This is a genomic window from Balneola sp. (genome assembly GCA_002694685.1).
Classification (GTDB): domain Bacteria; phylum Bacteroidota; class Rhodothermia; order Balneolales; family Balneolaceae; genus Gracilimonas.
This window is the reverse complement of record NZMW01000001.1, coordinates 134,921-148,506: the sequence shown is the minus strand read 5'-3', so window position 1 is coordinate 148,506 and position 13,586 is coordinate 134,921. Positions and strand designations below refer to the sequence as shown.

General features: G+C 41.7%; 14 protein-coding genes. 12 read left to right on the top strand and 2 right to left on the bottom strand.

The window, feature by feature from the left end; all coding sequences use genetic code 11:
- The first annotated feature begins 120 nt into the window (after positions 1-120).
- The 12 genes from CL667_00600 (at position 121) to CL667_00545 (ending at position 11,210) form a co-directional block, all read left to right on the top strand.
- Positions 121-2,064, top strand: a complete 1,944-nt coding sequence (locus CL667_00600) for a threonine--tRNA ligase (GenBank protein ID MAL16181.1) — start codon at positions 121-123, stop codon at positions 2,062-2,064.
- An 18-nt stretch (positions 2,065-2,082) separates the two neighbouring features.
- Positions 2,083-2,625, top strand: coding sequence for a translation initiation factor IF-3 (locus tag CL667_00595; protein MAL16180.1), 543 nt, complete (start codon positions 2,083-2,085; stop codon positions 2,623-2,625).
- Between the two features lie 73 nt (positions 2,626-2,698).
- A complete protein-coding gene (locus CL667_00590; protein ID MAL16179.1) occupies positions 2,699-2,899 on the top strand; it encodes a 50S ribosomal protein L35 in 201 nt (66 codons plus the stop codon).
- Positions 2,900-2,918: 19 nt separating this feature from the next.
- Positions 2,919-3,266 carry a 50S ribosomal protein L20 gene (locus tag CL667_00585; protein ID MAL16178.1) on the top strand — a complete coding sequence of 116 codons (348 nt, stop codon included), beginning with the start codon at positions 2,919-2,921 and terminating at the stop codon, positions 3,264-3,266.
- A 185-nt stretch (positions 3,267-3,451) separates the two neighbouring features.
- Entirely contained in the window at positions 3,452-4,459 is a 1,008-nt protein-coding gene (locus CL667_00580; protein ID MAL16177.1) for a phenylalanine--tRNA ligase subunit alpha, read from the top strand.
- Positions 4,460-4,476: 17 nt separating this feature from the next.
- Complete coding sequence (locus tag CL667_00575; protein ID MAL16176.1) at positions 4,477-6,885, top strand: phenylalanine--tRNA ligase subunit beta; 2,409 nt, start codon at positions 4,477-4,479, stop codon at positions 6,883-6,885.
- 11 nt (positions 6,886-6,896) lie between these two features.
- Positions 6,897-7,151 carry a hypothetical protein gene (locus CL667_00570; GenBank protein ID MAL16175.1) on the top strand — a complete coding sequence of 85 codons (255 nt, stop codon included), beginning with the start codon at positions 6,897-6,899 and terminating at the stop codon, positions 7,149-7,151.
- On the top strand, positions 7,148-7,441 hold the full coding sequence (locus CL667_00565) for a cell division protein ZapA (protein ID MAL16174.1): 294 nt from the start codon (positions 7,148-7,150) through the stop codon (positions 7,439-7,441). Before CL667_00570 ends, CL667_00565 begins: the two co-directional genes overlap by 4 nt.
- 28 nt (positions 7,442-7,469) lie before the next feature.
- A complete protein-coding gene (locus tag CL667_00560) occupies positions 7,470-8,282 on the top strand; it encodes a TIGR00282 family metallophosphoesterase (GenBank protein ID MAL16173.1) in 813 nt (270 codons plus the stop codon).
- Complete coding sequence (locus tag CL667_00555; GenBank protein ID MAL16172.1) at positions 8,282-8,974, top strand: lipoprotein-releasing system ATP-binding protein LolD; 693 nt, start codon at positions 8,282-8,284, stop codon at positions 8,972-8,974. Before CL667_00560 ends, CL667_00555 begins: the two co-directional genes overlap by 1 nt.
- A 71-nt stretch (positions 8,975-9,045) precedes the next feature.
- Positions 9,046-9,729 (top strand): hypothetical protein, encoded by a 684-nt coding sequence (locus tag CL667_00550; GenBank protein ID MAL16171.1) that lies wholly within the window; start codon positions 9,046-9,048, stop codon positions 9,727-9,729.
- 140 nt (positions 9,730-9,869) lie between these two features.
- Positions 9,870-11,210 carry a glucose/galactose MFS transporter gene (locus CL667_00545; protein MAL16170.1) on the top strand — a complete coding sequence of 447 codons (1,341 nt, stop codon included), beginning with the start codon at positions 9,870-9,872 and terminating at the stop codon, positions 11,208-11,210.
- 3 nt (positions 11,211-11,213) lie between these two features.
- Here the strand turns inward: CL667_00545 and CL667_00540 are convergent, their stop codons facing one another.
- Positions 11,214-12,299 carry a hypothetical protein gene (locus CL667_00540; protein ID MAL16169.1) on the bottom strand — a complete coding sequence of 362 codons (1,086 nt, stop codon included), beginning with the start codon at positions 12,297-12,299 and terminating at the stop codon, positions 11,214-11,216.
- A gap of 54 nt (positions 12,300-12,353) precedes the next feature.
- Positions 12,354-13,559: a hypothetical protein gene (locus CL667_00535; protein ID MAL16168.1), complete on the bottom strand. Its 1,206-nt coding sequence runs from the start codon at positions 13,557-13,559 to the stop codon at positions 12,354-12,356.
- Positions 13,560-13,586 lie beyond the last annotated feature (27 nt).

Genomic DNA, 13,586 nt, shown 5'->3' with positions numbered 1-13,586 from the left:
CCATTTCTAGCAAATCAAATCCAATTTGAATAACTAAAATAATCGCCAGAATAAGCCTGTGTGTACATACTATTTTTTTTATCTTATAGCGTTAAGGAAATTCTGAGAATTAAACACTGAATGGCAGACCAAAAAATTACGCTTACATTACCCGACGGAACTCAACGCGAATACTCATCAGGAACAACCGGTTTAGAAGTAGCCCAATCTATTGCAGCCGGCTTAGCCCGTGCAGCTCTTAGTATTACAGTGAACGGCGACATCATTGATCTGGATCGTCCTATTACTAAAGATGCTGAAATTGCTATAAATACATGGGACAGTGAGGACGGTAAATATACCTTCTGGCACTCATCTGCTCACCTGCTTGCTGAAGCTATTCAGGAACTATACCCGAATGCAAAGTTTGGAATCGGCCCTCCTATTGAAAGCGGATTCTATTACGACATTGATTTCGGTGACAATCAAATAGGCCAGGAAGACCTATCCAAGATTGAAGATAAGTTCATCGAAATGGCGCGCAAGAAGTCTGAATTCAAGCGCAAAGATATTTCAAAACAAGAAGCCCTCGAATTCTACAAGGATAAGGGCAACGAGTATAAAGTTGATCTGATTGAGGATCTGGAAGACGGTACGATCACATTCTACACGCAGGGTGATTTTACCGATTTATGCCGCGGCCCTCACGTTCCTAATACCGGTGATGTAAAAGCAGTTAAACTTACCAGTCTTGCCGGAGCTTACTGGCGCGGAAATAACGATAGCAAGCAATTGACCCGTATCTATGGCATCAGCTTTCCAAAGCAGAAAATGCTGGAAGAGCATCTCCATCGTATTGAAGAAGCCAAGAAACGGGATCACCGTAAGCTGGGTAAAGAATTGGGTATTTATATGATAGACAGCATGGTAGGCAGTGGCTTACCAATGTGGTTACCCAATGGAACAGTGCTCCGCCGAACGCTTGAAGCTTTCTTGCGGGACAAACAGAAAAAACGCGGCTATAAAGAAGTTATCACTCCACATATTGCTAATATCGAGCTGTATAAAACTTCCGGACACTATCCCTACTACAAAGACTCTCAGTTCAACCCCATGGAAGTGGATAATGAAGAGTACATGCTTAAGCCGATGAATTGCCCTCATCATCATAGAATTTATTCGAACGATCTACGAAGTTACCGAGATCTTCCTCTCAGACTTGCTGAGTTTGGATCTGTTTATCGTTATGAGCAATCCGGTGAGTTAAGCGGACTTTCTCGTGTGAGAGGTTTTACCCAGGATGACGCACACATTTACTGTACTCACGATCAGCTTAAGCAAGAAATCAAGAATACCATTGAGCTGACCCAGCTGGTTTTCAGTACTTTTGGGATGCCTGTTGATATCCGCCTCTCCTACCGTGATGACAATGAGAAGAAATATGGAGGCGACACCGAATACTGGGATCGCGCTCAAAAAGAGATACGGGAAGTAGCCGATGAGATGGATCTCGATTATACAGTAGCTCCCGGCGAAGCGAGTTTCTACGGACCTAAAATTGATTTTATTATTCGGGATGCCATCGGGCGAAAATGGCAGCTTGGAACCGTTCAGGTTGATTATGTGATGCCTGAACGCTTTGACCTTACTTATGTAGGCTCCGATAATGAGAAACATCGCCCGGTAATTATTCACAGAGCACCTTTTGGCTCGATGGAAAGATTTACCAGTATTTTGATTGAACACTTTGCCGGAGACTTCCCATTATGGCTGTCTCCAGAGCAGGTTCGTATCCTTCCTATTTCGGATGAACAAAATGCATATGCAGAATATTGTTATGAGAAATTGCAGGAACTTGGAGTTCGAGTAGAGCTTGATTCCCGCAGTGAGCAGATCGGAGGAAAAATCCGAGATGCTGAAACGAGTAAGATCCCATATATGTTAATAGTGGGTAGTAAAGAAGTCGAAAACGAAACAGTTTCGGTTCGTCGCCATAAAAAAGGTGATATTGGAACTTTCAGTTTTTCTGATTTTCTTACGGACATAAACGAAGAGATTCAAACTAAAGCTTTACCTAAAGACTAACTAAACAACGAGGTTACTATCGCAAGAAGAAACTATCAGAGACGACCACAAAATGATGATCGTCCTCGAATTAATGAAGAAATAAATGCGGCAAAAGTTCGCGTTATCAAACCAGATGATGAACATGAGATCACTACATCTGAACGTGCTCTTCAAATCGCTGCATCCTATGAACTCGATCTCGTAGAAGTTGCACCTAAAGCCAAGCCCCCGGTATGTAAGGTGATTGACTACGGCAAGTTCATGTACGAAAAAAAGAAGAAAGAGAAAGAAGCGAAGAAGAAGCAGCATACCATTTCTGTAAAAGAGCTGCGCTTTCGCCCGAACACAGACGATCACGATCTTGAATTCAAAACTCGCCATGCCAGAGAATTTCTTGAAGGTGGCGACAAAGTAAAAGCAACTGTGCAATTCCGTGGAAGAGATATGCTCTACACTGAAAAAGGGGAATTACTCCTTCTGCAGCTTGCTAAAGACTTATCTGATGTTGGTAAGATTGAATCTACTCCCAACATGGAAGGTCGCAGAATGATTATGATGTTAGCTCCTTCAAAAAGTTAATTCTTCGTTGCACAGGGATACAATTCTCCCTATTTTACAAGTCTTTAATTTTCACAAAAGTTGGTGGATTTCCATGCCAAAAATGAAAAGTAACAGTGGTGCTAAAAAGCGATTTAAGGTTACCGGTTCCGGTAAAATTAAGCGTAAAAAAGCTTATAAGCGTCACATTTTGACCAAGAAAAGTAGTAAAACTAAGAGACAGTTAGGCAAAGACACATTGGTTGACAAAGCCGATGAAAAGTCTATCAAACGCCAGCTGCCTTATCAATCATAAACTCTAAACTAACGACAAAATGCCACGATCATTAAATTTGGTGGCTTCCCGTCGCCGTCGCAAGAAGATTATAAATCAAGCGAAAGGCTATTGGGGCAAGCGTAAGAACGTTTATACGATTTCTAAAAACGCGGTCGAGAAAGGTCTTTTGTACCAATATCGAGATCGCAAGAATCGTAAACGTAATTTCCGTCGATTATGGATCACCCGCATCAATGCGGCAGCAAGATTAAACGGTACTACCTATTCTAAATTCATCCACGGGATGAAGACCAAGAATATGGAGATTAACCGTAAGGTTCTTGCAGATCTTGCCGTCCACGATGCAGATACGTTTGCTGCTATTGTTAAGGAAGCCACTGCTTAATTGTATATATTAAACGGTATAAACCGGCAGATCTTTTTGAATAAGGTTTGTCGGTTTTTTTATTTTTGGGAACTAATTTTGGTTACGGTAAAGAGTAATCGGAACCAGTAAGTATTAGTCTCTCCTCGCTCCCGACGCTCTGCGTGGTAGCGGTATCATTTACCAAATCATTAATAAAGCAACCCATGCTTGATGACATAAAAGCATTACAAGAAGAAATACAGAATTTTTCTATTGCTGATGATGATCAGCTTGAGAATTTCCGGCTCGAATTCCTTTCGCGAAATGGACGAGTACAGTCCATGTTTAAAAAAATGGGAAGTGTTCCTAAAGAGGATCGCGCTGCTGTAGGAAAGGCCATGAATCAGGTTAAAGTTTTGGCTGAATCCAAGTTTGAAGACGCAAAAGCCGCGCTGGAACAAAACGAAAGCAAAGACCTCAGTGCTAAAGATGATATTACACTCACTCCTCCCTCTTGGCCATTAGGTTCACTTCATCCTTTGACACAGACTTTGGAAGAAATGAAGTCCATTTTTTATCGGCTTGGGTTTACTATTGCGGATGGACCAGAAATTGAAGACGATTTTCACAACTTTACCGCACTTAACTTTCCTCCTAATCACCCCGCTCGGGATGAACAGGATACTTTTTTTATAAAGAAAAGTAACGATCCTGATGTTCAGGACTTAGTACTGAGAACGCACACTTCTCCTGTACAGATTCGACTTATGGAAAATACCGAGCCTCCAATCCGCGCCATTATGCCCGGACGAGTTTATAGAAATGAGGCTGTGTCTCCAAAATCCTACTTCTTATTCCATCAGGTAGAAGCACTATATATTGATGAGAATGTTAGTGTTGCTGACCTCAAAGAAACACTCATCACCTTTGCGAAGCTGATGTTTGGTACCGACGTAAAGTACCGCTTACGACCCGGCTTTTTCCCATTCACTGAACCCAGTTTAGAAATGGATATTTGGTGGGGAACTGAGCAAGATGGAAAATGGCTGGAAATTTTAGGTTCCGGTATGGTAGACCCTAATGTTTTACAACACGCAGGTGTTGATCCTGAAAAATATACCGGGTTTGCCTGGGGAATGGGCGTAGAACGCATCGCCATCCTCCGTCATGGTATAGATGACATCCGCACCTTTTATGAAAACGATATTCGCTTCCTCGAACAGTTTAACTAAAGACCTCACTTACTTTAATGAAAGTATCGTACAACTGGCTTAAAGAAATTATTGATCTTCCCCTCTCTCCGGAAGATACCGCAGAAAAACTCACTCTTATTGGGCTTGAAGTTGAAGAGATTGAATCCTTTGGCAGCTCTTTGGAAGGCGTCATCGTTGGAGAAGTACTTGAAGTTCGGGCACACCCCAACGCTGACCGACTTCAGATCTGTGACGTAAATCTTGGTGAAGAACAAACTCAAATTGTGTGTGGTGCCAAGAATGTTGCTAAGGGACAAAAAGTACCTGTTGCGACTGTAGGCTCTACCCTGCCTATTAAACTGGATGATGGTAGCTTTCTAAAGATCAAAAAGGCCAAACTTCGAGGAGAAGTTTCTGAGGGGATGATTTGTGCCGAAGATGAAATCGGTCTTGGTACCGATCATGATGGGATCATGGTACTTGATGATGACCTTAAAGTCGGCATTCCTATTTCGGAAGTATTCGACCTCTATGAAGATACCATTATTGATATCGCTATTACCCCAAACCGCCCGGATGCAACCTGCCATTTAGGAGTTGCCCGTGATTTAGCGGCTGCACTGAATCTAGATTTAAGAAAGCCTGAAGTAAATTCCGGAAAGTCTGTTCAGGACTCTGATGATATCACCATAAAAATAGAAAACGCTGAAAAGTGCCACCGCTATGTCGGCAAGATGGTCAAAGGTGTTGAAATCAAAGAATCACCAAACTGGCTCCGAAATAAATTAAAGGCTATTGGTGTTCGTCCAGTAAACAACGTGGTGGATGTGACTAATTACGTGATGTATGAATTAGGCCAACCGCTTCATGCTTTTGACTATTCTACAATCCGTGGAAAAGAAATTATAGTAAAAGACTTTGACCAAGAAGTAGAATTCGAAACACTGGATCACGTTAAAAGAAAATGTACTCCCGGCACCTTGTTTATCTGTGATGGTGAAGGTCCAGTAGCTATAGCCGGCGTTATGGGTGGTGTTGATTCTGAAGTGAATGACGACACTACTGATATCTTAATTGAAAGCGCCTACTTCGACCCTGGCTCTATCCGAAGAACGGCTAAAGAACAAACATTACAGACTGATGCCTCTTACCGTTTTGAGCGAGGTATAGATCCTAATCTGCAGGCTCTGGCAGCAGAAAGAGCAGCTGACTTAATCGCGGAAGTTGCAGGTGGAAAAATCTCTGATGAGACGGTTGATATCCATCCAACAAAAACCGAAACTCACCAGCTGACTCTTAGAAAAAGCTATACTAATCGGCTTCTAGGCACATATTTTGACATCTCAACCATTGCAAATATTTTGGATGGTTTGGAGCTTAAAGAAATAAAAAGAGACGAAGAAACAATAACTCTTGAAATCCCAACATTCCGACCTGATCTGGAACGAGAGGTTGATTTGATTGAGGAAGTTGGACGACTCTTTGACTACAATAAAATTCCTGCACCTAAGCATGGTATTTATGTTTCTTCAGAACCCATTAATGAATGGGAGGAGTTAAATCAAAAGATCAGGACAACAGCTCAGCAATTGGGTCTGCGAGAAATTTACTCCAATTCACTGATCTCCGAAAAAGAAGCCTCGCATTTTGGTGAACTGGATGATATGATTGCCGCTCTCAATCCTCTAAATAAGGATATGATCACTTTGCGTCCTTCCCTCCTGCATGGTTTCTTGAAGTCTGCTTCTTACAACTTCAACCGAAAAAGATCCGGTGTTCGGTTTTTTGAGCTGGGTCATGTATTCGAAGCTGATGAAGAAGGATCGTATTACGAAGGCATTAAAGAAGAAGTACACGTTTTATTCGGATTGGCTGGACTTAAAAATCAGGATACCTGGTCTGAAGAAGCAACATCATATACCATTTTTGACCTCAAAGCTTTGGTGCATGCTTTCTTTACCAAGCTCAACCTGATTGAGCACTTATCTTCAAAAGCTCAAGATGAAAATACGCTTGGTTATTTTTGGGGAGACAAGAAAATCGGCTCTCTCTTTGTACCCGCCGAAGACTTGAAAAAAGCCTATGATTTTGAGCAGGATGCTTACGTTGCCGAACTTTCAGTTACTGCTATATCCGAAGCTTTAGCCGTTATTCCTCAGAATACATTTAAGTCTGTTCCCAAATTTCCCGCGTTTGAATTCGACTTTGCAGTCATAGTTTCTCAGTCAGTTACAGCCGGAGAGCTGATGGAAGTAATTGAAGACAAAGCCGGTGATCAGCTAGAAAGCATTGATATTTTTGACGTTTTCGAAGGTGATTCAATTGGGGAAGGAAACAAAAGTCTGGCATTTAGGTTAAACTTTCTGGACCCGAACAAGACCTTGAATATCAAAGAAGTAGAACCTATTATTCAGAGAATTGTTAAATCTTTGGAAAAAGATTTCTCAGCCAAACTGAGAGGGTAATTAATCTACGTATGAATAAACTTTCACAACAAAGCGATAAGTTCAGGCTACTGCTGGATGAAGTGGGTACCGAAGTGGAAGGTCTGAAAAAGGAAATCCGAGATCTCAAAAAGGATAACGCGAAGTTAAAGACCAAGCTTGAAGAAGAGCATGAAAAGCAGACCGATATCTTTTCTGCTATTACTGAGTCAGAGCGATTAGCTTTGCGTCAGCATGTTCAGGGACTAATATCTAAAATTGATCATCACCTTGGAGCTGATTCATGAAATCGATTAAAGTTAGTATTCTCGGAAAGCAGTATCCCCTTAAGGTTGAGGATCATGAAGAAGAATCCATGGTTAGGATTTGTAAGTTTGTGGATGAACGCTTTAAAACCTACCGGCAGCAGCTTGTTAAGCAACCTGAATCCACTGTCATGGTATTGGCAGCCTTGAGTATTGCTGAAGAATTATTTGAAGTACGCAATGCCAATAGCGAGCTCGAAAACAGTGAAGAAGTTTTGATGGAGCGCGTGAATCATAGTTTAGAACGTTTACTTACTGAAATTAAAGAATAGAAAACCGAACAAATAGCAGGAGTACACTTTGGCTGATACAATCAGCATTTTTTTTGTAGGCGATATTGTTGGCGACCCAGGTATTGAAATGACCAATACTTTCCTCCCCAGTCTTATCAAGAAATACGACGCGGACTTTGTGGTAGCTAACGCTGAAAATTCTCACGAAGGATTTGGCACGAATCGCAAGATCATCAAAAACCTGCTAAACTTAGGGGTCAATGTTGTGACCGGCGGAGATCACTCCTTCGATAAATGGAAGGTATTTGATTACATGCGAGAGCATGACCACATCCTCCGCCCTCTTAATTACCCAAAAGGTAATGCGGGACTGGGCTTCAGTATTCACGAAGTTCCTAATAAAAACGTTAAAGTTGGCGTACTGAATTTACAGGGCCGGACTTTCATGAAATCCATTGATGATCCTTTTTCAGCCGCCGAGTGGGCTTTGGAGAAAATCAGAGAGGAAACCAATATCATATTTGTCGACTTCCATGCAGAAGCTACAGCTGAAAAGGTTTCCATGGGGTGGCATATTGATGGCAAGGCTTCTGTTATGGTTGGTACACACACTCACATTCAAACCAATGACGCCCGAATTTTACCGCAAGGGCTTGGCTATCTTACCGATGCCGGTATGACCGGTTCCTTTAACAGTGTAATTGGAATGGATAAAAAAGTAGCCATCAAAAGGTTTATGACCGGGGTTCACCAGAAATATCAGTCTGCAAAAGGCGATAACCAGCTTTGTGGTGCTTTTGCAAAAGTAGATACGGAAACAGGAAAGTGTGTTCATATTGAGCCCGTTACGTATCCAGGTCTTAAAAATACCGCTGAGTAATGGAAGAAAAGAAAACGGTTCTCGAAGCTAGAGATTTGCACAAAAGCTTTGCCGGTGGCCCAGAAAGAGGTGAACTCAAAGTACTTCAGGGGATGAACCTAAGTATCGCTGAAGGAAGCATCACTTCTATTATTGGTTCGAGCGGAAGTGGTAAAAGTACGCTCTTGCATATTTTAGGCGGTCTGGATCGTGCTGACTCCGGAGATGTTTTATGGGATTCAAACAACATCTCGTCCTATAAAGCGGATGATCTTGCTGACTACCGAAATAAGTATATCGGCTTCGTATTTCAATTTCATCACTTACTGCCAGAATTTACGGCTCTCGAAAACGTAGCCATGCCCGCTCTAATTGGTGGAACTTCCTCCGATCAGGCATACAGCAGAGCTGAAGAATTATTGGGACTTTTTGGAGTGGAAGAAAGAAAAAGTCACCGCCCCACTCAGCTATCCGGTGGCGAACAACAGCGAGTTTCCATGGCCAGAGCGCTGATGAATAACCCAAGGATTATACTTGCAGACGAACCGACAGGTAATCTTGACCAAACAAATACAAATATTATACTGGACTTACTTTTTGAACTTCGGGAAGCAATGGGTGTTTCTGTGCTTTTGATTACACATGAAAAAGAAATTGCCGGTCGCTCCGACACTATTCTCGAACTGAAAAATGGAATTTTAGAAACACTTTAAAGTTTTGTGAAGTCCGAAAACAGTCCTATTTTTATACTCTTTCAAATCACAGCTATTACAACTAAATAAACATGTCAAAAAGGCTTTCAAAAGAAGAATTAGAATCCGATCCGCTAATTGAAAATTATAACCGTGCGGCGGCTTACGTAAGTGAAAACAGTTCCTTTCTTACCATTTTAGCAATCGCATTTATAGCTTTAGTCGGTGGAATTATAGGTTACAACTTTTATTCATCTGCCCAAGAAGAACAAGCTCAGCAATTATTGTCCGTCGCTGAAAATTATTACAATCAGGCTGACTACGAGAATGCTTTATACGGGAATGAATTTGAACTCACTTATGGGTTTGATCAAATTTCAGAAGAATTTCCTAGAACTAATGCAGGAAACATCGCCCACTTTTATGCAGCCGTTTCCAGTTATGAATTGGGTGACATAGAGAATGCCCTGATTTACATGGAAGATTTTGATGTTCCGGAAGGCATTTTAGGAGTGGGTCCATTAACCTTTCACGGAAAGTTGATGTTGGCAAACGAAAGCTATGAAGCAGCCGCTGATAAATTCCTTCAGGCAGCCAACTGGGATGAAAACAGTGCTACTACTCCATCTAACTTACTTGAAGCCGCACAAGCTCACTACAGTGCCGGCAACTTCGAACAAGCGAATGCAATAGCAGATCAAATTACTAATGACTATCCACAAAGTGGACAATTTGCAGAAGCTCAGCGACTAAAAGGAATGATTGCTGCAAAATAATCCTGACTAAAAATTTATTTAGCATATTTAAAGCTTCTGAAGTAATTCAGAAGCTTTTTTTTATGAAAATTTTTATCACTGTGAATCCTTTTCGTTTTTGTTTATCCTCATTTGAATAACCAAAAATAATATCCTGTACTATGTCGCAGAAAACTAATTACCGCCCGGCTTTTATTGTTGTAACTACCCTCTTTTTTATGTGGGGATTTATCACCGTTTTGGTTGATGCTCTCATCCCAAGGCTCCGAGATGTTTTTGAACTTTCCTACTTTGAAGCCGGTCTTGTTCAGTTTGCTTTCTTTACCGCTTATTTTGTGTTCTCTATTCCCGGCGGATATCTCATTTCTAAAATTGGATATAAAAAAGGTGCTGTTGTTGGGTTGATCACCATGGGTGCCGCTTGTTTGCTCTTCTACCCTGCTGCTTCGTTCAGATTATTCCCAATCTTCCTGCTGGCATTATTTGTACTTGCCGGAGGTATCACCATTCTGCAGGTAGCCGCAAATCCTTATGTAGCAGCTTTAGGACCGGATCGAACTTCTTCGAGTCGTTTGAATCTTGCTCAGGCATTTAACTCACTAGGAACTACCATTGCTCCTCTTGTGAGTGCTGCATTTATTCTGAGCAGCTCTGTGGCTTCATCTGCAGAAGTGAGTGCGATGGGTCAGGCCCAACAGTTGGCATATTACGAAGCGGAGGCTGCGGCCGTACAGGGACCATTTGTGATATTGGCTATCGTGCTTATTATCCTTGCAGGATTATTTTCAGTTTTTAAGCTTCCTAAGATTCTTGAAGGAGATGACAATAAGAGTGGAAGCTATTCAGTGGCACTGAAAACAAAGCACCTCATGCTGGGAGCACTCGGTATTTTTGTATATGTGGGTGCTGAAGTAACCATCGGCAGTTATCTTGTTAACTACTTCTTACAACTTGATATTGAGACGCTGGTGGAAGGCAGTGCAGTTATGTCGTCGATAGCAGCAGGTTTATCCACTGTTTTCTCTGATACCAGTATTCAGGATATGAATGCTTCACAACTTGCCGGTACTTATGTGTTCTTTTATTGGGGAGGTGCTATGGTTGGCCGATTTATTGGAGCCGGCCTGATGCAAAAACTTAATGCCGGAAATTTGCTGGGTATCTATGGACTTGTAAATGTCAGTTTAATACTCATAAGTATGTTTAGTGGTGGGTTAACAGCAATGTGGACAATATTAGCTGTTGGTTTATTTAATTCTATCATGTTCCCAACCATATTTACACTGGCTATCAAAAAACTTGGAAAACACACTGCTCAGGGATCCGGAATACTATGTACAGCCATTGTGGGTGGAGCTATCATACCTCCATTCTATGGATTCCTTGCTGATTCTATCGGCCTACAGATGGGGCTTTTCCTTCCAATTCTTTGCTACCTATACATTTCCTGGTATGGTAAAAAAGGTTCAAAAATTGAGTTAGAACAAGCACCAGCAGCCTGAATTTCAGAGTCTTGAAATTGCCGAATAATAGGCACCAAGGGTTATAGCCTCACTGGTGCCTAATCGGCTTAAGCCAACTGCGAGCTTTTTGTTTTCTTCAAAGCGGACTTTTTTCGTACCCGATGGTAATTCTATTTCCCTCATATCGTCTTGAAGAAACTGTTTAAGGCTCCAATCCCGCTCAAGGTCGTACATTTTCTGAACCAGTCTTGAAGTACGTTTCCCATTTAACAAATCATAAGAGCTGTTAAACTGATCGAGCATAGCCCCTGAAAAAAGCGGGTATGCACCGGCGACTCCCCCTCCAATTACTACCACCCCGTCAATAATATTGATCATCGTAGAAATGGCATCACCCAGCACTTCACCATAACGCAAAAAAGCCTCCCTTGCTGCCTGCTCAATTCCTTCTGCTTCTCCTTTAGCTATCCGGTAAATCTCAAAAGGTTCAGGAGCTTTAGCCGGATCCATAGCGATCTGCTCAGCATACATTCTTTTTAAGCCGTGGATACTCAGGGTGTCTTCTAGAAAAGAATAAGGATGCCTTTTATTCCTCATTTTCCAGGTTTCTGAGGAAGCATTGTTATCTCCTTCAAGCAGCTTTCCGTTTACTACAATACCAGTCCCGAAACCGGTGCCGACAGTAATTCCGATCAGATTATTATAGCGTTTGGGATTTCCTTGTTCTTCCAATTTGTGGTTAACCCATGGCAGAAATCCGGCTTTACTTTCTCCGCAGGCAAAAAGGTTTCCATCATTATGAATAAACACCGGAATCTGAAACTCTTCTTCCAAAATAGGTCCAAGCGGAATACCGCCACTGAATGCAGGTAAATTGGGGAGGTCTCCGATTACACCGTTCCTGTAATCAGCAGGACCTGGAAATGCAAAGCTTATGGCGGCGGGCTTTTTATTAGATTCATCCATCAGATGCCTAAACCCCTTTTTCAGGGTATCCAGACATTTATCCAGGTTATCAGCATGCGCAGGTAATGAAAGTATATCTCCTACTCGACTACCATTCTGAATTGCAGAAAAATTAAAATTGGTCCCACCGGCATCAAGCGTTAAAATGATTGTAGAATTCATGCCTTATAATAGTAAGCCAGCACAATAATTACAGTGTAGATTTTTGGGAGTAGATCAGCCTTCTAAATGTAATACGTTCTGTAGTATCAGTGAAAAGGCTCCCATTAGATTGGCATCCGTTCCAAAACTTGAAACCATGATTGGGATTTCATCCTTCTGCAGCTGCAAGCTCAGTTCAGAGACTTTACTTTTGATTTTTTCGTTAAAAAACTCGCCTTCCTCTCCAAAACCACCAGACAACACAATTGCCTGTGTGTTAAAAAGCTTGATAAGTATATCTATACTTATACCTATATAATCTGCCGCTTCTTCCAATACCTGTATTGCTAACTTATCTCCGCTGCTGGCGGCATTTAAAACCGATTGGGAATCAATTACTTCATCATTTTTGAGTAAAGAATCTTCTCCCTTTTCCATTCGAGCTTTCATAATATCTGCGATCCCATACCGTGAAGCCAAGGCTTCGAGAGTTCCTTCAATTCCCTCTCTTCCTTTAATGGTACTTTGACGATTGACTACGATATGTCCAATCTCTCCGGAATACCCATTCGCCCCTTCAAATAGTTGTCGATCAATAATGATCCCGGATCCAATCCCATACTCCATGTTAATGCAGATAAAATCATCAAACTGTTCTCCTACTCCATAATAAAGTTCTCCCAGAGAGATAAGATTAGCCACATTACCAATTGAAATTTGCAAGTCAGTATACTCACTTAGAGCCTTACGGATATCTACATTTCTCCAGTCAAGCACCGGTGCGTAATCTAACAAACCTGATTTCTTATTCATGATTCCGCAGACCGACACCCCAATACCGAATACGTTATTCTTCCGCGACTTTGCTCTTTCTAACAAACGCTGGATCATTTCACCAAGCTGTTTCATCACCCCTACAAAGCCTTTCTCAACTTCGGTAGGTACTTTAATTTCGTACAGAAACTCCCCGTCAAGGTTCGAAAAAGCAGCCCGTATAAACGTCCCTCCGATATCAATACCAATCACATAATTATTCTCAGAATCAAACTTTATGATCTGTGGAGGGCGTCCACCGCTCGAGCTCCCGACTTCATCCTGTATTATCAGCTTTTTGTTAAGAAGTGCCTCAATAATACGGGTTATTGTCGGTGCACTCAGCCCGGTCTGTTCGATGATATCCGCTCTCGTAATTTCTTTCTTGTTCCGAATTAATTTCAGAACCCGAATTCTATTCTCACTTGGGGTAGTTTCTGATTTGTTTGTACTAACAAGTTTGGACATTACTTATCGATATTTAAACATTTAAAG